This window comes from Actinomadura viridis, assembly GCF_015751755.1.
Taxonomy (GTDB): Bacteria; Actinomycetota; Actinomycetes; order Streptosporangiales; family Streptosporangiaceae; genus Spirillospora; species Spirillospora viridis.
The window spans coordinates 3,528,660-3,552,639 of record NZ_JADOUA010000001.1 but is presented as its reverse complement, the minus strand read 5'-3'; the positions used below and the strand labels follow the sequence as shown (position 1 = coordinate 3,552,639).

Annotated in this window: 21 protein-coding genes; 8 read left to right on the top strand and 13 right to left on the bottom strand. The window is 72.3% G+C overall.

Annotation, left to right across the window (positions count from 1 at the left end):
• Nucleotides 1-105: 105 nt before the first annotated feature.
• The 4 genes from IW256_RS16020 to IW256_RS16005 all read right to left on the bottom strand — a co-directional run bounded on the left by IW256_RS16020 (nucleotide 106) and on the right by IW256_RS16005 (nucleotide 4,067).
• Nucleotides 106-813 (bottom strand): GntR family transcriptional regulator, encoded by a 708-nt coding sequence (locus IW256_RS16020; RefSeq protein ID WP_231403806.1) that lies wholly within the window; start codon nucleotides 811-813, stop codon nucleotides 106-108.
• Between the two features lie 245 nt (nucleotides 814-1,058).
• Nucleotides 1,059-2,306 (bottom strand): amidohydrolase family protein, encoded by a 1,248-nt coding sequence (locus IW256_RS16015; protein ID WP_197011740.1) that lies wholly within the window; start codon nucleotides 2,304-2,306, stop codon nucleotides 1,059-1,061.
• 95 nt (nucleotides 2,307-2,401) lie between these two features.
• Nucleotides 2,402-3,094 (bottom strand): TetR/AcrR family transcriptional regulator, encoded by a 693-nt coding sequence (locus tag IW256_RS16010; protein ID WP_197011739.1) that lies wholly within the window; start codon nucleotides 3,092-3,094, stop codon nucleotides 2,402-2,404.
• Nucleotides 3,087-4,067: a Rieske 2Fe-2S domain-containing protein gene (locus IW256_RS16005; protein WP_197011738.1), complete on the bottom strand. Its 981-nt coding sequence runs from the start codon at nucleotides 4,065-4,067 to the stop codon at nucleotides 3,087-3,089. Before IW256_RS16005 ends, IW256_RS16010 begins: the two co-directional genes overlap by 8 nt.
• Before the next feature lie 141 nt (nucleotides 4,068-4,208).
• Here IW256_RS16005 and IW256_RS16000 point away from each other — a divergent pair, with 141 nt between their 5' ends.
• Nucleotides 4,209-4,955, top strand: coding sequence for a GntR family transcriptional regulator (locus tag IW256_RS16000; protein WP_307828909.1), 747 nt, complete (start codon nucleotides 4,209-4,211; stop codon nucleotides 4,953-4,955).
• Between the two features lie 59 nt (nucleotides 4,956-5,014).
• Here IW256_RS16000 and IW256_RS15995 read toward each other — a convergent pair whose 3' ends face one another.
• A complete protein-coding gene (locus IW256_RS15995; RefSeq protein WP_197011736.1) occupies nucleotides 5,015-5,443 on the bottom strand; it encodes a nuclear transport factor 2 family protein in 429 nt (142 codons plus the stop codon).
• A gap of 129 nt (nucleotides 5,444-5,572) precedes the next feature.
• Between IW256_RS15995 and IW256_RS15990 the strand changes: the two genes are divergently transcribed.
• Nucleotides 5,573-6,928, top strand: coding sequence for an ABC transporter substrate-binding protein (locus IW256_RS15990; RefSeq protein ID WP_197011735.1), 1,356 nt, complete (start codon nucleotides 5,573-5,575; stop codon nucleotides 6,926-6,928).
• Between the two features lie 131 nt (nucleotides 6,929-7,059).
• Nucleotides 7,060-8,193, top strand: a complete 1,134-nt coding sequence (locus tag IW256_RS15985) for an acyl-CoA dehydrogenase family protein (protein WP_197011734.1) — start codon at nucleotides 7,060-7,062, stop codon at nucleotides 8,191-8,193.
• Between the two features lie 75 nt (nucleotides 8,194-8,268).
• On the opposite strand, the gene IW256_RS15980 is transcribed toward IW256_RS15985, so the two are convergent.
• The 3 genes from IW256_RS15980 to IW256_RS15970 all read right to left on the bottom strand — a co-directional run bounded on the left by IW256_RS15980 (nucleotide 8,269) and on the right by IW256_RS15970 (nucleotide 11,394).
• Entirely contained in the window at nucleotides 8,269-9,135 is an 867-nt protein-coding gene (locus tag IW256_RS15980) for an amidohydrolase family protein (protein ID WP_197011733.1), read from the bottom strand.
• Nucleotides 9,136-9,139: 4 nt separating this feature from the next.
• Nucleotides 9,140-10,405, bottom strand: coding sequence for an acyl-CoA dehydrogenase family protein (locus IW256_RS15975; protein WP_231404825.1), 1,266 nt, complete (start codon nucleotides 10,403-10,405; stop codon nucleotides 9,140-9,142).
• Between the two features lie 77 nt (nucleotides 10,406-10,482).
• Nucleotides 10,483-11,394, bottom strand: coding sequence for an SDR family NAD(P)-dependent oxidoreductase (locus tag IW256_RS15970; protein WP_197011731.1), 912 nt, complete (start codon nucleotides 11,392-11,394; stop codon nucleotides 10,483-10,485).
• A 113-nt stretch (nucleotides 11,395-11,507) separates the two neighbouring features.
• Between IW256_RS15970 and IW256_RS15965 the strand changes: the two genes are divergently transcribed.
• The gene (locus IW256_RS15965; RefSeq protein WP_197011730.1) at nucleotides 11,508-13,178 is read left to right on the top strand and encodes a FadD3 family acyl-CoA ligase; all 1,671 of its coding nucleotides are present in this window, start codon (nucleotides 11,508-11,510) and stop codon (nucleotides 13,176-13,178) included.
• A 37-nt stretch (nucleotides 13,179-13,215) separates the two neighbouring features.
• Here IW256_RS15965 and IW256_RS15960 read toward each other — a convergent pair whose 3' ends face one another.
• A complete protein-coding gene (locus IW256_RS15960; protein ID WP_197011729.1) occupies nucleotides 13,216-14,469 on the bottom strand; it encodes a CaiB/BaiF CoA transferase family protein in 1,254 nt (417 codons plus the stop codon).
• A 63-nt stretch (nucleotides 14,470-14,532) separates the two neighbouring features.
• Between IW256_RS15960 and IW256_RS15955 the strand changes: the two genes are divergently transcribed.
• Nucleotides 14,533-15,351 (top strand): enoyl-CoA hydratase/isomerase family protein, encoded by an 819-nt coding sequence (locus tag IW256_RS15955; RefSeq protein WP_197011728.1) that lies wholly within the window; start codon nucleotides 14,533-14,535, stop codon nucleotides 15,349-15,351.
• Between the two features lie 187 nt (nucleotides 15,352-15,538).
• Here the strand turns inward: IW256_RS15955 and IW256_RS15950 are convergent, their stop codons facing one another.
• Nucleotides 15,539-15,964: an ATP-binding protein gene (locus IW256_RS15950; RefSeq protein WP_231404821.1), complete on the bottom strand. Its 426-nt coding sequence runs from the start codon at nucleotides 15,962-15,964 to the stop codon at nucleotides 15,539-15,541.
• 110 nt (nucleotides 15,965-16,074) lie between these two features.
• On the opposite strand from IW256_RS15950, the gene IW256_RS15945 reads away from it, so the two are divergent.
• The 3 genes from IW256_RS15945 to IW256_RS15935 all read left to right on the top strand — a co-directional run bounded on the left by IW256_RS15945 (nucleotide 16,075) and on the right by IW256_RS15935 (nucleotide 17,901).
• Nucleotides 16,075-16,887, top strand: a complete 813-nt coding sequence (locus IW256_RS15945; RefSeq protein WP_197011726.1) for a helix-turn-helix domain-containing protein — start codon at nucleotides 16,075-16,077, stop codon at nucleotides 16,885-16,887.
• Nucleotides 16,884-17,072, top strand: coding sequence for a DUF397 domain-containing protein (locus IW256_RS15940; protein WP_197011725.1), 189 nt, complete (start codon nucleotides 16,884-16,886; stop codon nucleotides 17,070-17,072). Before IW256_RS15945 ends, IW256_RS15940 begins: the two co-directional genes overlap by 4 nt.
• A gap of 70 nt (nucleotides 17,073-17,142) precedes the next feature.
• The gene (locus tag IW256_RS15935; protein ID WP_197011724.1) at nucleotides 17,143-17,901 is read left to right on the top strand and encodes an FkbM family methyltransferase; all 759 of its coding nucleotides are present in this window, start codon (nucleotides 17,143-17,145) and stop codon (nucleotides 17,899-17,901) included.
• Here the strand turns inward: IW256_RS15935 and IW256_RS15930 are convergent, their stop codons facing one another.
• The 3 genes from IW256_RS15930 to IW256_RS15920 all read right to left on the bottom strand — a co-directional run bounded on the left by IW256_RS15930 (nucleotide 17,902) and on the right by IW256_RS15920 (nucleotide 23,933).
• Nucleotides 17,902-21,441 (bottom strand): aminoglycoside phosphotransferase family protein, encoded by a 3,540-nt coding sequence (locus IW256_RS15930; RefSeq protein ID WP_197011723.1) that lies wholly within the window; start codon nucleotides 21,439-21,441, stop codon nucleotides 17,902-17,904. It lies immediately after the preceding gene.
• Between the two features lie 162 nt (nucleotides 21,442-21,603).
• Nucleotides 21,604-22,398 (bottom strand): enoyl-CoA hydratase/isomerase family protein, encoded by a 795-nt coding sequence (locus IW256_RS15925; RefSeq protein WP_197011722.1) that lies wholly within the window; start codon nucleotides 22,396-22,398, stop codon nucleotides 21,604-21,606.
• Complete coding sequence (locus tag IW256_RS15920) at nucleotides 22,395-23,933, bottom strand: class I adenylate-forming enzyme family protein (RefSeq protein WP_197011721.1); 1,539 nt, start codon at nucleotides 23,931-23,933, stop codon at nucleotides 22,395-22,397. The genes IW256_RS15925 and IW256_RS15920 overlap by 4 nt, the downstream gene beginning before the upstream one ends.
• Nucleotides 23,934-23,980: the final 47 nt, after the last annotated feature.

The following is a 23,980-nucleotide window of genomic DNA, read 5'->3' as shown; positions in this document are numbered from 1 at the left end:
TATACGCTGTACGGAGTGGATGTGCCGCATTCGCCCGCCCCCAGGGACGGGCACCCGCGGTGAGGGTGACGGGCGGCCGGGGTCACGGGCGGCCGGGGGCGCGGGTCACCGGGAGGCGGCGGTCGCCTCCGGCGCCTGGTCGAACATGCCGCGCCCGCGGAACAGCTTGACCACGAGGTCGCCCTGGTTCCGGAGCATCTTGGCGTACTCCTGCTCGGCTCGTTCCGGGTCGCCCTTCTTGATGGCCCGCAGGATGGCGGCGGTGCCGCGCCGTTCCACGCCCTCGGCGCCGGGCACGAGCTCGAAGAAGTTGCCCGGCACGACGCCGGTCATCTGCTTGAGCATGCTCCGCAGCCGCGGCGACTGGGCCGCGTCCACGACGAGGCGGTGGAAACGCATCGTCAGCTCCTGGAGGTCGCCGGCGCCCTCGGCGTCGGTGATCTCCCGCTGGATCGGGGCCAGCCGCGCGGCCAGGTCGCTGCCCTGCCGCTCGACCGCCCGGCGGACGGCGAACCCGTAGAACAGCCCGTAGAGCTCGTAGAGGTCGCGCACCGACGACTCGTCGAGCGCGTTCACGAAGGCCCCGCGGTGCGGGACGATCGTCATCCAGCCCTCGCGTTCGAGCGCGATGAGCGCCTCCCGCACGGGGATCCGGGAGACCCCGAGGGCCTGCGCGATGGCGTCCTGCGGGACCCGCTGCCCCTGCCGGAGCACCCCGTCGAAGATCAGGCGGCGGACGTAGAGCCGGACCTGCTCACCGCTGCTCATCCGGGACAGGTCGTGACCCGGAAGCAGCTCGGACCAGTCCGTCATGCCGGCACCCTGCAAGGCGGGTTCCTGTCTGCGCGGGATCGTTCTCACCCCTAGGTCCGTCGGACGGCCTCGCACCGCCCGGTCGCCTTTCAAAACTAGCAGCCCCGCAGGCACGGCGGGCCGAGCGCGCCTGCGGCGGGAACGCCTCCTCCCGGCGCCCGGGCGCGGCCGGGCGCGGGCCGGGCGCGGGCCGGGAGGCCGGACGCGCCTCCGTACCCTCCGCGCCCTCCGTGGCGTCAGCGGCGTCAGCTGCCGGGCAGGTCGAGGCCGAGCAGGCGGATGGCGTTGCCACGGGCGATCTTGTCGATGGACTCCTGGTCGAGATGGCCGAACTGCAGGGCGGCCGCCTCCCGCGACCGCGGCCAGGTGCCGTCCTGGTGCGGGTAGTCGGTCTCGAACGTGACGTTCTCCAGCCCGACCTTGTGGAGGATCTCCACGCCCACGGCGTCCTTGAAGAAGCAGCTGGTGATCTGCCGGTAGTAGTACGTGGACGGCGGTTCGGGGCAGTTGTCGCGGGTGTGCGCCCAGCCGCGGTGGGTCTCCCAGACGTCGTCGACGCGCTCCAGCAGATAGGGGATCCAGCCGATCTGCGCCTCGGCGTAGAGGAGCTTCAGCCGGGGGAAGCGGTGCAGCACCCCGGAGAACAGGAAGTCCGTCATGCTCGCGACGCTGTTGCCGAAGATGATGGTCGCCCCCACCGCCGGGGGCGCGTCCGGGGACGTCTGCGGCGTCTTGGTGCCCGAGCCGATGTGCATGGAGAGCACGGTGCCGGTCTCCTCGCACGCGGCGAAGAACGGATCCCAGTATCCGGTGTGGAGGCCGGGAAGCCCCAGGTAGGCGGGCAGTTCACTGAAGGCCACGGCCCGCACCCCGCGGGCGGCGTTCCGCCGGACCTCGGCCACGGCCAGGTCGACGTCCCAGAGCGGCACGATGCACAGCGGGATGAGACGCCCGCCGCTGGAACCGCACCACTCCTCGACCATCCAGTCGTTGTAGGCGCGGACGCTCAGCAGGGCCAGCTCCCGGTCCTTGCCCCACAGGAAGATCTGCCCGCAGAACCGGGGGTAGTTGGGGAAGCACATCTGCGCCTGGACGCCGTTGAGGTCCATGTCGGCGAGGCGTTCGGACGGCCGCCAGCAGCCCGGCCGCATGTCGGCGTAGGTGATGCCCTCGTTGGTCACCTCGTCGGCCGGGACCCCGGCCGCCGCGATATAGCGCTTGATCTGGTTCCGCGTGTCCTCGTACACCCACCAGGCCACGTCGGGCCCCTCGGTTCCGGGGGTCTCGACGTACCTGCCGTCGACGAGGCGCACCTCCCCGGCCGGCGCGTGCTCGATGCGCGGGCCCGCGTCGCGGTGGCGGGCCGGCAGCCTGCCGCTCCACAGGTCCGGCGGCTCGACCACGTGCGCGTCCACGTCCACCAGGGGCGGGATCCTGGCCAGCCGCCCGGACGGCGCGTCCTGCGCGTCCGGGCGGGCCATCCGCTCCGTCATCACTCACCTCCATATACTGAATTTTTTATACATTTTACCAGCGGAGCCGGTCCCCATCGAGTCCTCATCCCCCGGGAACGGCTCTGCACCGCCCTCTACGAGCGGCCGAGGATCCTGGCGGCCTCCTCGCGGGTGGCCGCGCCGACGGGGGCGGTGAGCGCGGAGACCGTCATGTCGACGAGGTTGCGGGCCACCAGGGAGAGCGGGAGGGGACTGCGCCTGCTCTCCGGCGCGTCCTCCAGGATCGCCCGGTCCGCGAGCACGTGCAGCGCCGACTGCGACGCCACGACCAGCCGCTCGACGGCCAGCTCCCGGGGCATCCCCTCGGCCATGATCTTCACCAGGTCGCGGCCCGCCCGGGTCAGCGAGAGGTCGACGAGGGACTCCACCTCCTCGATGGCCAGGTGCGGATGGGCCAGCGCCGACGTCCAGACGCGGATCGCCCACCGCTGGCTGGAGCCCATCCCGATGTACTCGGCCACCGGCAGCACGATCACCTCGACCAGCCCGCGGACGTCCCCCGGCCCCCCGCTCCCGGCGACCCGCGCGTACAGCTCGTCGTGCCGGGCCCGCAGCCACGGCCCGTGCCGCCGCATGATCGCGCGCAGCAGCCCGTCGCGCCCGCCGAAGTGGTAGTGCAGGGCCGCGGTGTTGCGCTGGCCGGCGGCGGTGTTGATCTCGTTGAGCGACACCCCGGCGACGCCGCGCTCGGCCATCAGCCGCTCCGCGGCGTCCAGGATGCGCTCGCGCGTGCCGGCGCCGCGAGGCCCGGAGGATCGTTCAGACATCACTGCCTTCCAGCCGCCTGACCCGCGGCGGCACCCAGGGCCGCTCGGGCACGCCCTCACCATAGAACTGCCGCGCCCAGTGCCGGAACTCGACGATCGGCCCGTCGCCGCGGATGAGGAGCGGTTTCTCGACGTACACCTTGTTCTCCCAGATCGGGATGTCCTCGGCGACCGCGTCGACGAACGTTCTGATCATCTTCTCCGAGAAGTCCCGCATCGACTCCGGCACCGTGAAGGTCCAGCGGATGTGAACGTGCTCCTCGTCCACGGGCGTCACCGAGGAGACGAAGGACATCACGCCCTTGAGGCGGAGCGCGCCGAGGCCCAGCCCGTACGACCTGCGCGTGAAGTCGAGCGGGTAGACCTTGCCGCTCTTGCTCCGGAACTCCTGCCGCTCGGTGACGGTCTTGACGAAGCCGTCGTAGCCGACCTCGCCGCCGGGCACGGTCTCCATGCCGTGCACGTACTTGAAGTGGACGTAGTCGGCGTTGTTCTCGGCCATCTCCTGGCAACAGGTGGCGATCTCGAACTCGTGGAAGACCGGGTCGGTCCAGTCCTCGTCGTCGAACTCCTCCATGACCGGCATGTCGAGGTACGGCTCGGCGCCGCCGAGGTGGTGCCAGGCGAACACCAGGCCGAAGCGCTCCACGACCGGGTAGGAGCGGACGGCCGCCTTGGGCGAGGGCTCGGCGTCGGTGTAGGGCACGTCCAGGCACCGGCCGGACACGCCGTCGAAGCGCCAGGCGTGGAACGGGCACTCCAGCAGCTCGCCGGTCACCCGGCCGCCGTGGGCGAGGTTGGCCCCCAGGTGCGGGCAGTACGCGTCCACGACCCGGGCGTCGCCGGAGGCGGTGCGGAACAGCGCGAGGTCCCGCCCGAAGTAGTGCGCGGGCCTGACCTCGCCGGCCGCCAGCTCGTCGCTGCGCGCGACGGCGAACCAGCCGTTCGGGACGGGGAACGGGAAGCGCGACATACGTCCCTCCTCGGGAACTAAAGAAGTCTCTTCAAATGGAAGCTAACACCGGCCCCGCTCGTCGACCAGGGCCCGGCCCCGCCGCGCCACTTCTGCCTTAGACTTGATTTTATATAAAATAGTAACGAACTGGAGTGCATGGTGAGACTCGGCGAAGAGGGCGATCCCGGGGGCGATCCAGTGTCCGTTCAGGCGGTGTCCGGCGCCGCCGGCGCGCTGCCCGCGCCCGGCGAGGCGCTGGTCCGGCGCAGCAGCGGCGAGCAGGCGGCGCTCTACATCCGCAGGCTGATCTTCGACGGCCGGCTGCGGCAGGGCGACCGCGTCCCGCAGGACGACATCGCCAGGGCCCTGGGCGTCAGCCGCATCCCTGTGCGCGAGGCCCTGCTGTCCCTGGAGCGGGAGGGCTGGGTCACGATCAGGCCGCACCGCGGCGCGTTCATCGGGGCGCTGGACGAGGCGGCCGTACGCGACCACTACACCCTGTACGGCCTGGTCTTCGGTTTCGCGGCCCGGCGGGCCACCGAGCGTCGCACGCCGGAGCTGACCGAGCGTCTGGCCGGGCTGTGCGCGGGACTGGAGGGCACCGACGACCCGGCGGAGGTCGCCCGCCTGACCCGCGAGTCCGACCGGCTGATCCTGGAGACCGCGAGCTCGCCGCGGTTGCGCTCGGTGCTGCGCGCCATGGTCGGTGTGGTGCCCGGCAACTTCTTCGCGCTGGTACCGGGGCCGGTCGAGGCCGTCCGGGCCGGGCGGCGGGCGATCCACGAGGCGATCGCGGACGGGGATCCCGACCGCGCCGCCGGAGCCTACGCGCGGATGCTGCGCCGCCAGGGCGACCTGGTGGCGCGGCTGTTCGAGGAGAAGGGCCTGTTCGCGAAACCGGCCTGAGCCGGCCCGGGGCGCAGGAAGGGTGAGGGCCTGCCGGGGGCGGCCCCTCCCCCGCCGGCTCAGCCCGGCGTGATCCGCCGGCGGGCCAGCCTCCAGCCCGCCGGCTCCCGGCGGAAGGTGTCCCGGTAGTGCCCCATCGAGTGCAGGCGCGGCACGGTGCCGGTGTCGGCGTAGAACTGCCAGTACGACTCCGCCACCGCCGACGCGCCCTCGACCTCCACCGTGACGGTGCCCACCACGTGGCGGGTGTGGCTGCCAGGACCGGTGGCGCCCTCGGCGCGCCGCGCCGAGCCGGCCGCCCGGATCTCCGCGCGCCCGCGCCTGACCGGCACGCCGGGCATCTCCCAGACGGCGTCCTCGGTGAACTGCTCCGCGTAGGCGTCGAGGTCGCCCATGTCCGCCAGCCGCGCGATCCGCGCCAGCAGCCCGCGGATCTCCAGCTCGTCCCGGACCCTCCGGACGTCCCGCGCGCCCGCGCCGTCGGCCATCCCCGCCCCCTCCGGTCGGCGCCCGCGGAGACGGGGCACTCGCTTGTCTGATTATGGATTTTATATATAAGTTAACGAAGCCTGTCCATGAGGTGGCGCCGGCGGCGCCGGCCCGGAGGAGGGAACCGCATGACCGAACCGGACGGCGCCCGCTACGCCGAACGCCTGTTCCCCGCCCCGGTCGACCACGGTGTCGCCCGGCCCGACCGGGCGGTCTCGACGGTCCGGTCGGGCACCGACACCGCCGCCGGCGGTGAGTACCGGAACGAGCTGTGGTACCAGGGCAGCGGGCGCGTCGGCGAGAAGGCGGTCGAGTCGATCGTCGTCTACCCGCCCACCCGGGGCGTGCGGAGCCAGGGCGACCCGTTCGAGCCGGTGAAGATCGGCATCCTGATCGACATGGACCTCGGCCAGCTGCTCGCCGACCTGGTGGACCCGGTCATCCTGGCGATCGAGGACGCGCTCAACGAGGGCGCCTACGACCGTCCCGTCGAGATCGTGACGGTCGACGCCCGCGGGCTGCCGAGGGAGAACTACCTCAAGGTCCGCAAGGGCTACCGCAAGCTCGTGGACGAGGGCTGCGTCGTCGTCATCGGGCCGTTCATCTCCGACAACTCGGTGAACCTGCGCGAGACGATCAACTCCACCGGCGTCCCCTGCCTCGGCTGGACGGGCACCACGCTGTTCCACGGCGAGTACTGCTTCACCGTCGCCAACGGCGACATCCCCGTCGAGGGCGCCATGGCCGCCCACTGGTGCTTCCAGAACGACCTGGAGAAGGTCGGGTTCTTCTGGGAGCAGGGCTCCTCCGGCGACCTGTACGCCGGCCACTTCCGCGCCGCCGCGCGCCAGTACGACCTCGACGTCGTCAAGGAGGTCCGGCTCACCCCCAACCCCCGGGACTTCCAGAAGCACCTGGCCACCATGCGCGAGCAGGGGGCGCAGGCCATCGTCTACATGGGGTACGGCTACTCGACCTTCCATTTCGCCGAGGCGTTCCAGGCGCTGGACTGGGACCCGCCGCGGTTCATGGGCACGGCGTTCATGTTCTACTCCAACTCCAACGAGTGGGCCGCGGGCCTGGAGGGCTGGCACGGCGTCGACCAGCTCGGGGAGGACGGCGCCAACCCCAACTACGAGGCGATGCTGGAGCGTTTCGAGGCCCGCTTCGGCCGCGTCTCCCGCAACGTCGTGGTGGCCCTGTCGTACGACACCGCCCGCGCCGCCGTCCACGGGATCGCCAACGCCCGCATCGCCACGCCCGAGGAGGTCAAGACCGGGCTGGAGCAGATCAAGTGGATGCCGTGCACCAACGGCGGCCCCGGCTGCCACCTGACCTTCGCCGAGTACGACCACCGCGGCTACAAGGGCGACTTCCTCACCATCCGGGAGCTGCGCGGCGGCGAGCTGCACTTCCGCGGCTACCACCGCCCGGCCTGGCCGTCCAACACCCGGTCGCCGCTGCTGAAGCGGGAGGACGGCTGAGATGCCCGTCCCCCCTCCCCCGCCGCTCGGCCGTTCCGCTCGGCCGTTCCGCCCTGCCCCCGAGGACGTTCGAGGGCACCGGCGGCTGATCCGACGACCGATCCGACGACGATCCGTTCCCGGGAGTACGCATGGACCTCGCCTTCGGCTCCGAGCACGAGGAGCTGCGCCGCACCGTCCGCGCCTTCCTGGCCGCCACCTCGCCCGAGTCCGAGGTACGCAGGCTGATGGAGTCCGTGCGCGGCCACGACCAGGACGTCTGGGCCCGCATGGGCGCGCAGCTCGGCCTCCAGGGGCTGGCGATCCCTGAGGAGTACGGCGGCGGCGGTGGCGGTCCCGTGGAGACCGGCATCGTGATGGAGGAGATGGGCCGGGCGCTGCTGTGCGCGCCGTACCTGTCGACCTGCGTGCTCGCCACCCGCGCGATCCTCGCCTCCGGCGACCGGGGGGCGGCGCGGGAGCTGCTGCCCGGGATCGCCTGCGGGGTCACCGTCGCGACCCTGGCCTTCAGCGAGCCGGACCGTGACTGGAACGCGCCCGCGCGGGCCGCGGTGCGGCGTTCGGGCACCCGGCTGCTGCTGGACGGCGCCAAGGACCTCGTCCTCGACGGCGGCACCGCCGACCTGATCCTGGTCACCGCCGAAGGGGAGGCGGGCCCCGGCCTGTACGCCGTCCCCGGCGACGCCGGAGGGCTCACCCGGACCCCGCTGAGCACGCTGGACCCCACCAGGAGGCTGGCCCGCCTGGAGTTCGACGGCACGCCCGCGCATCCGGTGGGCGGCGCCGGCGAAGCACCGCGCGTCCTGGCCTCGGCCCTGGACCACGCGGCCGTCGCGCTGGCCGCCGAGTGCGTCGGCGGCGCCGGGCGGATGATGGAGACGGCGGTCGGGCACGCCCGTGAACGGGTGCAGTTCGGCCGCCCGATCGGCGCGTTCCAGGCGGTGAAGCACGCCTGCGCCGACATGTACGTGGAGGTGGAGTCGGCGCGGGCGGCCGCCCAGCACGCCATGTGGACCGCCGCCGGCGACACCGCCGCCCTGCCCGCCGCCGCCGCGCTGGCCAAGTCCTGCTGCGCGGACGCCTACATGCGCGTGGCCACGGAGACGATCCAGGTGCTCGGCGGGATCGGCGTCACCTGGGAGCACCCGGCCCACCTGTACTTCCGGCGGGCGAAGGTCTCCCAGATCCTCTTCGGCGACCCCGGCCACCACCGGGAGACGATGGTCAGGCTCCTCGCCGCCGCCACCGCCCCGGCGGCTCCCTGAGCCCGTCCCGTACGGCCCCGTCAGTCCCGGCTCGTGGCCTCGTCCTCTTTCACGGCGTTCGCGGCCAGGGCAGGGTCAGGGCAGCTTGAGCACCTGGCGGGCGTTGTCGTGCAGGAACCGGGGCCAGACCGAGTCCTTGAACGGGACGCCGGGCAGCTCGGCCATGATCCGGTCGAGGGGCAGCCCCATGGGGAAGTACCCGCCATAAATGATCTTGTGGGGGCCTCGGGTGTTGGCGTAGTCGACGATCTCGCGGGGGTAGTACTTCGGTGCGAAGGCGCTGGTGGAGTAGTACAGGTTCGGCCACTTGAGCATCAGTTTCACGGCCAGGTCGGTCCACGGCTCGCACCCGTGCCGGGTGACCAGGACCAGCTCCGGGAAGTCGAACATGACCTCGTCCAGGTACTCGACCCGCTGCGGCTCCAGGCGCACCCGGGGGCCGGGGACCCCCGCGCACACGAAGATCGGCAGCCCCAGCTCCACGCACTTGGCGTAGATCGGGTACATCTTCTTGTCGTTGATCGCGACCTGCGGGAAGGTGCCCGCGGGGAACACGTCCACCGCCCTGATCGCGTACTCGGCGTGCATGGCCGTCATCTCGCGCAGCGCGTCCATCCCCTGGTTGGGGTCCACCGACAGGCATCCGGCGAAGCGGTCCGGGTGCTCGCGCACCGCCCGCCTGCCGTCCTCCCCCTTGATCCCGACCAGCCCGACCGCGACGCCGTGCCGGTCCATCTCGGCGAGCGTCAGCGCGACCGGGTCGATGGCGGAGTCCTCGTGGTCCGGCACGTCCTTGAACATGTAGCCCGCGGGCATCCTCAGGTCGCGCCGGGATCCGGCGTCCTTGGTCTGGCGGGTGATGAAGCCGTAGGTGCCGTCCGGGTCCCGGATCGGGAACCCGATCATCGTGTCGATGATCGGCTGGTCCGCCGGCAGGGTCATGCGGTCACTTCCCTTCCCCGGGGCCCGCCGGAGCGGTGCGCCGGGCGAGGAGTTCGCGGAACGGCACGTCGCGGTCGGCGGGCCGTTCCCTGGGCAGGCCGAGGATGCGCTCGGCGATGGCGTTGCGCTGGATGGAGTCGGTCCCGCCGCCGATGCGCAGGCCCTGGGCGCTCAGCAGCTGCTGCTGCCACTCGCCGCCGCCGGGGGCGCCGGGCCCGGCCAGCACCCCGGCCGCGCCCTGGACGGCGATGCCGGCCTCGGCGGCCACGTGGGCACGGCGCGCCACCAGCAGCTTCATGATCGACCCCTCCGGGCCGGGCGGCCCGCCCTGGTCGAGCGCGGCGCGCATGCGCAGGCCCAGCACCCGCAGGACCTCGTCGAGGGTGTGCACGCGGGCCACGGCCTGGCGGACGAGGGGGTCGTGCTCGCGGCCCCGCGCGCGGGCCAGCTCCAGCAGGGCGGCGGCCTTGGCCCCGCCCCCGCCGCCGATCATGGCGCGCTCGCTCGCGAGGGTGGCGTGGGCCACCTTCCAGCCGCCGCCGGGCTCGCCGACGACGTTCCCGGCGGGGATCCGGACCTCGTCGAGGAAGACCTCGTTGAAGTGGTACGACCCGTTCATCTGCCGCAGCGGGCGCACCTCGACGCCGGGCGCGGACATGTCGAGCAGGAAGTAGGTGATCCCCTGGTGCTTGGGGACGTCCGGGTCGGTCCGCGCGAGCAGGATCGCGTGGCCGGCCACGCGCGCGCCGGAGGTCCACACCTTCTGCCCGGTCACGACCCATTCTGAGCCGTCGCGGACCGCCCGGGTCCGCAGCGCGGCGAGGTCGGAGCCCGCCTCGGGCTCGCTGTAGAGCTGGCACCAGACCCGCTCGCCGCGCAGGAGCGGGGGCAGGTGCTCGGCGCACTGCTCGCCGGTGCCGTGCCGCATCAGGGTGGGGCCGACCATGGACAGGCCGATGAGCAGCGGCCCCACCGACACGTCGAAGGCCGCCGCCTCCTCGGCGAAGACCGCCTCCTCGGCCGGGATCCCGCCGCGCCCGCCGAAGGCCGCCGGCCAGGAGATCCCGGCCCAGCCGCCCTCGTGCAGCCGCGCCTGCCACGCCTGCGCGGCGCGGACGCTCTCGGCCTCGGCCTTCCCGTACTCCTCGGCCGAGGAGGCCGCCTCGAAGTGCAGCCGGTGACGTACGGTGCCGGCGAACCCGGGCGCGTTGGCGGCCAGCCAGGCGCGGGCCCGCGCCCGGAAGGCGGCGCGTTCGGGGGTGTCCTGCATGTTCACGGTGACTCCGCTCGGCGTGGGGTCGCGTGTCGTCGCGTCGGGTGTCGCGTGGAGGGCGGGCGGTCCGGCCCTCAGCGCAGGCCGGGGGCCCGGGTGCCGAAGACGTCGGTCGCCAGCCGCATGCCGAGCGTCATGGCGTCCCACCGCTTCTCCCCGCTGGAGATGGTGGCGGCCTCCCGCCAGCCCTCCATGAGGTGGATCTTGTCGTGGACGGCCCGGATGACCTGGCCGGTCACATGCTGGCTCTGGTCGCTGGCCAGCCAGGCGACCAGCGGGGAGCTGCCGGCCGGGTCCATCGGGTGGTACTCGTCCTCGCCCAGCTCGTCGGGCTCGAAGGCCGTCAGGTCAGGGCCCATGGTGGCGGTCAGCCGGGTCATCCCGCCGGGACCGACGGCGTTGACCGTGACGCCGAGCCGGTAGAGCTCCAGGCTGGTGGTCAGCGTGAGACCGGCGATGGCGGCCTTGGCGGTGGCGTAGTTGCTCTGCCCGAAGTTCCCGGCGAGGCCGGCGCCCGAGGTGGTGTTGATGACGCGGCCGGTGAAGGCCTCCCCGGCCTTGGCCCTGGCCCGCCAGTGCCGCGCGGCCAGGTGCGTCATCAGCCAGCTGCCCCGTACGTGCACCCGCATGACCAGGTCGAAGTCGTCCGGGGTCATGTTCCAGATGACCTTGTCGCGGGCGATGCCGGCGTTGTTCACCACGATGTCGACCCGCCCGAACTCGGCGACCGCCCGGTCGACCAGCGCCCGGGCCTGCTCGTCGTCGGCGACGTCGCCGTGGTCGGCGATCGCCGTCCCGCCGCGCCGGGCGATCAGCTGCACGACCTCGTCGGCGTCCCGCCCCGCGCCCTCGCCGCGCACCGTCGTGCCGAGGTCGTTGACGACGACCCGGGCGCCGTGCCGGGCCAGCTCCAGGGCGTGCCCCCGGCCGATCCCGTGCGCCGCGCCGGTGACGATGGCGATCTTGTCCTCCAGCAGACGGGACACGGTTGCCTCCTTGGCGAACGCGGCGCGACGAGCCCGGCAGGGCCACCCGGAATTGTAGAGTATATATGTTATGCAAAAAGGAGCCAGCGCTCCCCACCCGCGCGGAGGCAACCATGACCTCGCCCCCCTCGCCCGCCGCCGGCCCCCACGACGACCCCCGAGCCGACCTGCGCTGGGGAACGACCGGCGCCCTGCTCGCCGACGCCGCCCGCAGGCTGGGCCCGGCCGAGGCGATCGTCGACGGTGACCTGCGGCTCGGGTACGCCGGGCTCGACGCCGAGGTGACGGCCGCGGCCCGGGCGTTCCTGGCCGCCGGGCTCCGCAAGGGAGACCGGGTGGCGGTCTGGGCGCCCAACTCGGCCCGCTGGGTGATCGCGGCGCTCGGGCTGCAGCGCGCGGGCGGCGTGCTCGTCCCGCTCAACACCCGGTTCCAGGGGGCGGAGGCGGCGTACGTCCTCGGTAAGAGCCGGGCCCGGGTCCTGTGCACCGTGAGCGGATTCCTGGGTCGCGACTACCCCGCCGACCTGTCGGCCGCGGCCGGCGGGCCGGGCACCGGCCGCCCGTACGAGGGCCTGCCCCATCTGGAGACGGTGGTGGGCATGGCCGGTCCGGCCGGGGAGGGGGTCACCCCCTGGGAGGACTTCCGGGCGCGCGGGGAGAGCGCCCCCCTGGCCGACGCGGAGCGGCGGGCGGCGGAGGTCGGCCCGGACGACCTGTCCGACATGCTCTTCACCTCGGGGACGACGGGCCGTCCCAAGGGGGCGATGTGCACGCACGGCCAGACGCTGCGGGCGTACGGCGTGTGGTCGACCGTGGTCGGCCTGCGGCAGGGAGACCGCTACCTCATCGTCAACCCGTTCTTCCACGGGTTCGGGTACAAAGCCGGTTGGCTGGCCTCGCTCCTGGTGGGGGCGACCATCCTGCCGCAGCGCACCCTGGACGTACCCGAGGTACTGGACGTGGTCCGCCGCGAGCGCGTCACCGTCCTGCCCGGAACCCCCACCCTCTACCAGACCATGCTGGAGCATCCGCGCTTCACCGCCGACGGCGTGGCCACCCTCAGGCTGGCGGTGACGGGCGCCGCCAACGTGCCCCCGGCGCTGCTGTACCGGATCAGGGAGGAGCTGGGCTTCGAGCACATCGTGACCGGCTACGGGCTCACCGAGTCGTGCGCGATCGTCTCGATGTGCCGGTACGACGACCCGCTGGAGACGGTCGCGTCCACGGCGGGCCGCCCGCTGCCGGGCCTGGAGGTCGTCGCGGTCGACCCGAAGGGAGACCCGGTCCCCGCAGGCACGGAGGGCGAGATCCTCGTGCGCGGCTACACCGTGATGAAGGGCTACTTCGACGAGGGCGCCGAGACGGCCGCGACCATCGACGCGGAGGGCCGGCTGCACACCGGCGACATCGGTGTGATCGACGCGGCCGGGCGGATCCGGATCACCGACCGGATCAAGGACATGTACATCGTCGGCGGCTTCAACGCCTACCCCGCCGAGATCGAGAACCTGCTCGGACGGCATCCCGCCGTGGCCCAGGCCGCGGTCGTCGGCGTCCCCGACGCGCGCATGGGCGAGGTCGGCGCCGCCTTCGTCGTCCCCCGCCGGGGCGAGCGGATCGACGAGGCGGAGCTCATCGCCTGGTGCCGTACCCGGATGGCCAACTACAAGGTGCCGCGCCAGGTGCACGTGGTCGCCGAACTGCCGGTCAACGCGGCGGGCAAGGTGCTGAAGAACGTCCTGCGGGAACGCCTCGCCACGAGCCCGCCCCCCGCGCGGGACTGAAGGGCACGGGGAGGCGGGCGGCGCGCGGACCGGCCCGTCATGTCCCGAAGGCGCCGGACTCGCGGAGCCGGGCGACGCGCTCGGCGTCGTAGCCCAGCACCTCCCGCAGGATCTCCTCACCGTGCTCCCCCGGCTCGGGCGCCGGACGTTCCGCCGCCGGGGGCGGCTCGCCCACCACCCGGACGGGGAACGGCAGCTGGTCGGCGACCAGCCGTCCGGCCGGCTGCCAGGGCATCCGCGCGGCGAACTGCGGATCGTCGGCGATGGTCGCCGGAGTGTTGACCGGGCCGATCGGGACGTCGTGCCGCAGGCCCAGCTCGATCCACTCCGCGGTGGTGCGCGTGCGGAAGATGCCCGCCAGCTCGCGGCGCAGTTCCATGTCGCCCCGGGCGTGGTCGGCCAGCCGCGCGCCGGGCCGTCCGGCGAACAGGTCCTCCCGGCCGACCGCCGCGCAGAAGTTCTTCCAGAACTTGCGTTCGGAGGCCATGAAGAGCACGTGCCCGTCGGCGGACTCGTAGAACTGGTACCGGACGCCGTCGGCCATGCCCGCCGTGCCGGGCGGGCGCCGCTCGTGGCCGTCGGCGGGGTTGCCGGTGACCTCGTCCGCCGGACGCTCGTACGCCCGGCAGGTCTCGCTGCGCAGCCAGTCGAAGGCCGCCGCCGCGTCGGACTGCGCCACCTCCAGATGGCATCCGGTGCCGGTCTCCCGCGCCCGGAGCACCCCGGCCAGGATCGCCGCCGTCCCGAAGAGGGGTCCCGCCGTGATGCCGATCGAGGTGTGGTCGGGGATCGACGGCATGCCCTCCGGCCCGGAGGCGGGCGCGACCGTTCCCGCCCAGGCGTCGTAGGCGATCCCGTGGCTCGGCAGGTCCCGGTAGGGGCCGGTCGCCCCGTATCCGGTGATCGTGAACATCACGACCCGCGGGTTGACCTCGCGGAGGCGCTCGTAGCCGAGCCCGCGGCGGTCCAGGCCGCCCGGCCGCATCGCCTCCACGACGACGTCGGCGCCCGCGACCAGGTCCAGGAAGGCCGAACGGCCGCCGTCCGTGCGCAGGTCGAGCACGATGCTGCGCTTGCCCCGGCTGATGTGCAGGTGCAGCAGCGAGCGTCCGGTCACGATGGGCCAGCTCATCGAGCGGATGTAGTCGCCGGAGGGCGGCTCGACCTTGATCACGTCGGCGCCCAGATCGGCCAGGGGCGTCGACACCGCGCCCGGGCCGAGCATCGAGCACTCCACCACCCTCAGGCCCGACAGCAGGCGTGGGCCCTGCGCTCCGGTGTTCCCGTCCACCGCACCTCCCGAGTCGCTTTTTGTTTATTATATTAAAACTACAATCAACGCCGAGGGGTGGCCGTGAGCGATCCGTACGCGCCGGTGGACGGGCTGGAGATCGGCGTGGAGGGGGTCGTGCTGCGGCTCGTCCTGGACCGGCCACGGCACCGCAACTCCCTGACCGACGTCTCCATGGCGGCGCTCATCCGCACCCTGGAGGCCGCCAGGACCGACGAGAGGCTGCGGGCGGTGCTGCTGACCGGCGCCGGTGACGACTTCTGCAGCGGCTTCGACATCGTCGGCCGCAACGCCGGGGCCGCCGGTGCCCCCAAGCCCCGGACCGGCAGCATCCAGCGCCGGATGCCCGCCCAGGCCAACCGCCTGATCCCGCTGCTGCTCGACCTCCAGCTCCCCGTCGTGTGCGCGGTGCGCGGCTGGGCCGTGGGCATCGGCGCGCAGCTCGCCCTCGCCGCCGACTTCACCGTGACCGCGCGGGACGCGGTGTTCTGGTACCCCTTCCTCCGGCGCGGTTTCACGCCCGACTCGGGCAGCACCTGGCTGCTCCCCCGGGTGGTCGGCCCCGCCCGGGCCCGCGAGCTGCTGATGCTCGACCGCAAGTTCAGCGGCACGGAGGCGGTCGAGTGGGGCATCGCGCATTCCGCCGTGGAGGGTTCCGAGGTGGCCGGTGCCGCCGAGGCGCTGGCCGCCGAGCTGGCCGCGGGCCCCACCGTGGCCCTGGGGCTGACCAAGGCGCTGCTGAACGCGTCCGGCGGCGGCGACCTGCGGCGGCATCTGGCCGACGAGGCGTACGCGATGGAGCTCAGCTCGCGCAGCCCCGACTTCCGGGAGGGTCTGCGGGCCTTCACGGAGCGCCGCTCCCCCGACTTCGGCGGTCGCTGATCAGCCGGTCACCCAGCGAGCCTCACGCTTCTCGGCGAAGGCGGCCGGAGGGTTATGTGGCGCCGCCAGGGCTCGTTGACTTGCGGCGAGTTGCACGCTCAGGAACGGTCCAGTGCAGCAACTCGCCGCAAGTCAACGAACGGGAGGACGCTCCACCCGTGAACGTTGGCGGACACCGGGAGCCCGCTCAGGGTTTGAGGCGGGCCCAGACCCATTTGCCGCCGTTCGGGTCGAGTGTGTAGCCGCTGCTGACGGCGAGCGTGGCGATGATCGGGATGCCCCAGCCGCCATTGTCGTCCCAGCGCTCGGGCGCGAGGTCGAGCGTTTCGAGGGTCAGCTCGACCGGCGGGGCGGGCCTGGGAACCGGGACGCTGGTGCTGGAGTCCCAGACCGCCAGCAGGATCTCGTCGCCGTCTCGGCTGATCTGATATTTGATCTCTTGCCTCGGGGTGGCCATCACTGCATTGGCGATCAATTCAGATGCCACAAGGAACACATCGTCTGATATGTGCGTGTAGCCCCATTTTATGAGGCGGGCGTTCGTCAGACTACGCGCCAGGCCCGACGCAGCCGCACTGGCGAGTATGGATATATTCAGACAATCCGGCTTCATGGACGCCACCGGTCCACCCTTCCTGTACTTTGGGTTTCTCCTCTCAGGGTCGCTATTCGCAGCTAAGATGCGGCGTATTCGAAAACACTCCAAACAATTGGAGGCACTCGATGGGCGCCGCGGATGAGATCGACCCCAACTCTTCGCTCTACGCATGGTTGGCCTATGACCTGCGGTTTTACCGGAACAAGCATGGCCTCACGGGGACTCAGGTAGGAAAGATCATTGGTTGTGTCCGGTCGCATGTTGCGAATCTTGAGGCTGGACGAGCGCGGCTGGACATGCAGCAGGCCCGATTGCTCGACGAGGCATGGAACACCGGCGGCCACTTCGAGCGGCTCTTGAAGTTCGCTCGCATGGGTCATGATCCGGACTGGTTCCAGCAGTACTCTGAGTACGAGTTGCGAGCGGGGATCGGGAAGATCTACCAGGGGCACGTCGTCCCGGTCCCGCTCCAGACAGAGGACTATGCTCGGGCCTTTCTCAAGGTGGGGCGTGTACCGGATCTTGAGCGCGCGGTCGAATCTCGGATGGCGCGCCAGGAGGCGCTGCTGAACAGGCACGATCCGCCGTTGCTCGTGGTGTTGCTCGACGAGGCCGTTCTGGATCGCCCAGTCGGTGGGGCTGCCGTGATGCGGGAGCAACTCCACCGGCTCTTGGAGCTGAGCGAAATACCTCACATCATCATCCGGATCATCCCTAGATCCACGGGTGCGCACGTGGGACTCGATGGGCCCTTCCAGATCATGACCTTGGACTCCCGGGAGATCGCCTACATCGGAGCGTTCCGTGGTGGACGGCTGGTGCAGGACCCTTCCGAGGTCCGCGAGTTGGCCGTAGATTTCGAGCTGATCGGGGCAAAAGCGTTGTCCGAGGACGCCTCCCGAGTCCTGATCGAGAAGCTCATGGAGGGCTATTCATGATCTGGCGTAAGAGTTCCCACAGCGGTGGCGCGACCGACGAGGCATGTGTCGAGGTGGCCGGGTTGGCCGGGGCTGTCGGGGTGCGGGATTCCAAGGACCCCGACGGGGATCGGCTCGCGGTGAGCGGAGCGGCGTTCAGGGCATTGGTGCAGAAGATCAAGGAAGGGACCCTCGACCTCCCGTGAGGGTGGGTCGGTGAAGTGTTGCGGGGCCGCCGGGTGGGCCGGTGGCCCCGCAGCGGGAGTGCGGGACGGCATGGGCGTACAGGACCTCGGCGGCTACAGCCTGGTCGCGTACGGCGGGAACGCAGAGGACGTCGTGTTGATGCGGGCCTTCGCGGACCGTCCTGGGGGGTTCTTCGTCGACGTGGGCGCCGGGGAGCCGGTCAGCGGCTCGCTGACCAAGAACCTGGTGGACCGGCTCGGCTGGCGCGGGGTGAACATCGAGCCGCTTCCGGAGCGCTACGAGCGGCTGACAGCCTCGCGCCCGGACGATGTGACGGTCGCCGTCGCGATCGGTGAGCGGGCGGGGACGGAGACCTTCTTCCGGGTCGTGCCGGGGCCGGGCAAGGTGGGCGGGGGCGGCCTGAGCACCCTGGACCGCGACGTGCTGGACATGCACGTGGCCGCCGGGTGGGGATACGAGGAGCTTCGGGTGGAGACCGTACGACTGGAGACCGTCCTGCACGAGCACGCGGAACCTGGGTTCGATCTGTTGAAAGTCGATGTCGAAGGCTCCGAACGGGAAGTGCTGGCCTCGGCCGACCTGGGGACGTGGCGGCCGAGGGTGATCGTGGTGGAGGCCACCGTGCCGCTGACCTCACAGCCGAGCCACCGCGAGTGGGAGCCGGGAGTGCTCGCCGCCGGGTACGAACTGGCGCTCTTCGATGGGCTCAACCGCTTCTATGCGCGCGCTGACGAGCCCGAACTGCGGGAACGGCTGTCCGTCCCGGCGAACGTGCTCGACCACTACATCCCCTACGCCTGTGCGGTCCGGGCGGGGCTGCCGGTCTGACTAGAGTGCGATCTCGCTTTCGACGAGCGCGAGCAGATCCGGAAGGTCGACGCGGAGCCGCTGGACGATCCACCGCCCGTCCGTCTCGGCCAGGCCCAGAGCCGGTGTGTCGATGAGGCGACGTAGCAGCATCAGCGGGAGCAGCGCGTCGAGCGCCTCCTGGTCGAACGCGTCCGCGCCGTACCCCTCGATGAGCGGCTCGGGCGTGGCGCCGCGTGGCAGGTCGACCGCCAGCGCCCACGCCAGGTCCAGCATGGGTGGCCCCTGCTCGACCGCGCCCGAGTCCAGAATGCCGGTCAGCGTGTCGCCGTCGAACAGCGCGTTGTGCCCTACGGCGATGTCTCCATGGATCGCCGTCATCTCCATCCCGAGGCAGACGTCGCCGAAGCGTTCGGCGATCGCGGGGTAGGCGCGGGGCGCGTTGCGGCGGGCCGAGCCCAGCAGGACGCCCAGCGCGCCGGGATCGTCCAGCCGCAGGCCGCCGCCGGGCGGGCAGGCGTGCCAGCGGCGGAGTTGTCCGCCGAGAGCGCGCTGCCTTCCCGGCGTCGGCTGGTCGCCGTGGGCGCCGGGCAGGCGTTCCAGTACGGCCCACCACGCGCGGCCGGCGCCGGTGTCGGCGGTCCCGTGGTCGAGCAGCCGGGGTGCCGAGACACCCGCGGCCGTGCGGAGGCGTTCGAGGTGGAGAACGGTCTCCAGCCGCTCATGGGTGCGGCGCTGGGACTTGGCGACCGTCCGGTGGCCCGGGAGGATGCCGCCGCCGCCCTGCTCCGTTACGGGCGGCCCGTCGAAGGCAGGACTGGCGGACGCGGCCCGCACGGCGGCGATGACGGCGGAGGCCGGGAGCGGTTCGGTCGGGATCAGGGCCCGCCGGTCCGCCACGTCCAGCGTGCCGCAGGTGCCGGGTGGCAGACCGGAGAGGCGGTGCCGGAGACGTTCCAGGGGTTCCAGCCAGCGGAGCCGGGGCGGCCCGGCGTCGTCGAGCCACCGGATCGAGCCGTCCGCTTCGGCCCCCGGAAGATCGGCCCACAGCCCGGTCAGCGCGACCCAGACGGGAAGGCATTCGGGCTCGTCAGTGCAGGCGGCCTCGGCCAGCCGGCGGGCGATCGCCGCGGCCTCCTCCCTGCGCCCGCCCGCCGCGAGCTGGAGGACCCGGATCGCCTCGGCGGGCACGAGCTCGCCCCTGGCACCGAGTTCCTCGTACTGGCGGACGGCCGCGTCCAGCAGTTCCGAGGCCGTCGCCCGATCGCCGTTCAGGGCATGTGCCATGGAGGCCGCCAGGTCGCACTGCGCGACCCCGATCAGCTCCCCGACCGCACTGTTGAGATCACGCGCCCGAGGGACGAGCCGCAGGGTACGGTCCGCGTCGTACCACATCAGGGCGAGCGCCAGATGCCGCGTGGCGCGGGCCTCCCACAGGGGAGCGTTCGCCGCCCGCGCCTCGTCCAGAGTCCTCTGGAACAGGTTTGTGGCCTCCATGAACCGCGCGCTCTGGATGTAGACGTGACCGAGCATGTCGGCGACCCGTATCCGGTCCAGTTCGGCGCCCGACGCCTTCTCCATCAGCTCGACGACCGAACGGTGGTCACCGCGGCGCAGGGCGTTGTCCGCCAGGCCGAACAGGGCGTTCGTGCCGATGAGGGATCCGTCCGGCGTGATCGCCGACAGATGCGCGATCGCCTCCTCCAGCCGTCCGGTGATGTGCGCTCGGGTGCCCAGCTCGTACCGGTAGTAGTCGGCGAAAGGACCGTCGGCATCCGGTCCGGCATGGTCACCGACGACCCGCCGCGTGGCGAGGTAGCGGTCCTCGGCGTTGAGGTCGCCGCGGGCGGCCAGCCGGGCGACGGCGGCCAGCCTCGCCAGCTCGGGGACGTCGTCCGGCTCGGGCAGCGAGGCAAGGACCTGCCAATGTCCGAGCACGCTGAGGCTGTAGGCCATGTCGCCCAGCACCGGCGGCAGGGCGTCGTGCTCGCGCGCACCGCGCAACACCAGGAGGAACGCGGCGATGGCGCGGCGGCTGCGGACCGCCAGCGGCACGGGATGGTCCGGGCTCTCGTCCCAGACCGACAGCGTCACGCCGGCCAGGTGGTCGATCGCCCGCTGCAGGTGCTCGCGCCGCTCGGTCCGCGTCCAGCCGTCGGTGGTGAAGGCGTCGCAGTCGAGCACGCTGCGGCGCAGGTTCTCGTGCAGGCGGTACGCGGGCCACACCGAGGCGTCCTGCCGGACGAACGGGCGCGCCACGAAGTCCTCCACCCTGCGGCGCCGTACCTCCGGGAGCGCCGCGCACAGCATGTCCTCGTCGAACGCCTCCAGCAGTGCGGCGGCCCGCAACAGGTCGCGGTCCTGCTCCGACAGATCCCGCATCGTCCGCAGCACCAGCTCAGGGAAACCGAGGCCGAACGCTTCCGGCGGGGGCGTTTCGCCTCTGGCCAGGTACTGCCCGTACAGGCCGGCGGACAGATCCAGATACAGCGGTGAGCCGCCCGCGCCCGCCACGATCCGCTCCCTGATCGGGGCTTCGATCGCGGGCCTGTCCTCGATCGTCAGGCGCGCCGCCAGGTACTCCCGCGCTGACGCGGGATCGAACCCGTCCAGCTCGATGCGGTCCGGACCGGCGAGGCCGGGCCAGCGATGCTCGCCTCCGTAGGTCAGGCCCACCGCCCTGACGGGGTCGTGCCAGCGCAGCGGCAGGCGCCCGGCCGCGACGAACGCGACGTTGGGCATCAGGTAGACCAGCCGGGCCAGCAGGTCCTCGAGACCGCCGCGCTCGGGTGGAAGGCTCTGCACGATCTCCAGCGTGTCGAGAACGCACACGGCGAGCGCGGGCCTCTTCGACCGGGCCCGTTCCAGGTCGGCGGCCAGCAGGACGGGCATGTACCCGAGCATCCGGTCCGGGTCCTGCTCGTCCAGGATGGGGTCCAGCGCGGGCAGTTCGGCGCGCAGCCGCTTCAGCCTGGCCTTCTGCTTGACGGCGGAGCCCGCCCGGCTGAGCACCTGATAGGTGACGGTGAGGGCGCCGAACCCGCCGAGCAGCTGGTCGACGGTGCCGCCGACCTGCTCGGCCACCCGCCGGCTCTCGGCCGTGGTCCCCTTCTGCAGGAACCCCGTCAGCGACTCTCCCGGATGCTTGCGCTCCCAATAGACGGCCAGCGCGACGTCGAACGCCGGCCAGCTCCGGGCCAGGCCGCCCAGCCCCGCCCGCACGCGCAGCAGGACGTTCTCGAAGCTGGCGCTGGACGGGTCGGCGAAGTCCAGGACGGCGCAGGCCCTGTCGTCCGGCAGGCCGTCGAGGCCGCCTTCCACCACCAGTTCGGCGGCATGCCGGGCGAGAGTGGACTTGCCCATGCCTCCCTCTCCGCTGACGGTGAGGAGGTTGGCGGCGGGCCGCTGGAAGTCGAGGAGGGCCGGAACCGGCCATGACCGGCCGCCGTGGTCGGCGAGCCATCGGCCGAGCCGTTGAATCTGTTCTTCCCGGTCGGTGAAGACCTGCCGGGTGACGAACGGAACCCCCGGCCCGAAGCCGAAGAACTGATCGATGCCCACTGCGACACCCGATCACAACGGAACCTTCACTGACAACGTGTTGTGAGGCGAGGCGTGGATGTTCCGTCCGCCCTGGACAAGGTCATGACAGCGATCACCGGTGAAGGCCCTCCTAAGGGTCGGGCGGGCCTGGTCGTGCGATGGGCCGGACTCGGGCGTTGATCAGCCGGTCTTCCAGCGGGGCTCGCGTTTCTCGGCGAAGGCGGCGGGCCCCTCGATCTGGTCCGGGTGGCCCCACAGTCCGACCAGCTCCGCCGCGCCCGCCTTGCAGGCGTCGGTGAGCCCGTGCTCCAGCGCGCCCCACAGGGCGCGCTTGGTGGCGCGGAGCGCCGCGGGCGAGTTGCGGGCGATCTTCTCCGCCAGGTCCTGGGCCGCCTCGCGCAGCCGGTCCGGCGGGTCGACGACCTCCCCGACCATGCCCAGCTCGTGGGCGCGCGCGGCGGTCATCCGCTCGTACCGGCCCACCAGCGCCATGCGCAGCACCGCCTCGGCCGGCATCTTGCGCATCAGGCCGATGGTCTCGATGGCGCTGACCTGGCCCACCGACACGTGCGGGTCGGTGAACGAGGCGTCCGACGCGGCCAGCACGATGTCGGCGTCGGCGACGAAGTGCAGCCCGCCCCCGGCGCAGACGCCGTTGACCGCGGCGATCACCGGCTTGTCGATGCCCAGGTGCCAGGAGGTGAATCCCAGGTCGAAGCTCTCCACCGACGCGCGGTAGCGCTCCATCCCGACGCCGTCGGTGGCGAGTTCCCTCACGTCGGCGCCGGTCTGGAAGGACGGGCCGTTGCCGGTGTTGACGATGACGCGAACCCCGGGGTCCCCGGCGAGTTCGCTCCAGGCCCGGCGCAGCTCCTCGCGCATGAGCCCGTTCATGGCGTTGCGGCGGTCCGGGCGGTCGAAGACGAGCCAGCCGACGTGCCCGCGGCGTTCGACGACCAGGGTCTGGTAGTTCATCGGGGGTCCGTTCCGTGGGGGGACTGTGTCGCTTCGGCGGCCAGGTCGCCGCGCCGCACCTTGCCGATCTCGGTCCTGGGGAAGTCGTCCACGAACCGCACCGCGACCGGCACCTTGTAGCCCGCGAGCGACTCCCGCGCGAACGCCAGCAGCGCCTCCGGCTCCGGCGGGCCGCCCGGGGCGGGACGGACCCAGGCGACCGGGACCTCCCCCAGCCGCTCGTCGGGGACGCCGGCCACGCAGGCGTCGGCCACGCCCGGATGGCGGCGCAGGACCTCCTCCACCTCCTGGGGCACGACCTTCAGGCCGCCGCGGTTGACCATGTCCGACACCCGCCCCTCGATCCACAGGAAGCCGTCGGCGTCCAGCCGTCCCAGGTCGCCCGTGCGAAGGAAGCCGTCCACCGCGCGGCCGGCGTCGATCCGCCCCTCGCCCGCCGCGAACGACGAGCGGATCCAGATCTCCCCGGTCTCGCCCGCCGCCACCGGCCGGGACTCCCCGTCCAGGATCCGGACGGTCACGCCGGGGTGCGGGCGGCCCACCGCGCCCAGCTTCGCGTCGCCGAAGTCGCGCAGGTCGGCGGCCGTCCAGCCGGCCGCCTCCCCGCCCAGCTCGGTCTGCCCGTAGGAGTTGAGGATCCGGACGCCGAACCGTTCGCGGAAGCGCCGGGCCTGGGCGGGGGTGAGCGGCGCGGTGACCGAGCGGACGAGTCTCAGCGGCGCCAGGTCGGTGACCCGCGGGTCCTCGGCCAGCATGGTCATCATGGCGGGCGCGAGGATGGTCGACCTGATGCCGAACCGCTTCACCAGGGCGGCGTAGCCGACCGGGTCGAACCGGTCGAGCAGGACGACCGGGGCGCCCAGCCGGAACGCGAACAGCGTGTTCCAGATCCCGGCCCACAGCGCGAGCGAGGTGGGGATCAGGTTCGGCATCGGCGGCCGGGCCGGTGACCCGCCGGGCCCGGCGGCGCCGGACCGGCCGTCGCGCAGCCTGGCGATCACCGTGTCGATGCCCTCCCGCACTCCGTCGTGGCCGAGCACCACGGGCTTCGAGGGCCCGGTCGTGCCCGAGGTGCGCATGACGAGGGCCGCGTCCCCGGAGTGCCGCACGCCGGACGGGGCGGTGCCCGGTCGCGGGATCCACCGTCCCTTCTCCCCCACCAGGCGGTGCAGGTCCGATGGCACCCGGTCGGCCTGGGCGGCGTCCGCGACGACGGCCGCCGGGCCGGCGGCCCTGAGGTGGTCGCGCACCTCCGCGTCACTGAGCCGCGCGCTGACCGGGACGTACACCCCGCCTGCCAGCCAGGTGGCGAACATCGCGACGACCGCGCTCGCGCCTTCGTCCACGACGCAGGCCACGGGGGCGCGCTCCACCTCTCCCAGCCGGGCGGCCAGCGCCCGCGCGGCCTCGCCCAGGTCCCCGAGCGTCAGCGCGCCGTCCTTCCCGTGCACCACCGTGTCGCGCGGCGATCCCGGATGCCGGGTGAGGAACGAGGCGAGCCCGTTCCCGGGCGGCCCCTCGACCTGCTCGGGCATCCGTTCCTCCTCGTCCCGCCGGCTCCCGCGCGGCGTCTCGTCCGGGC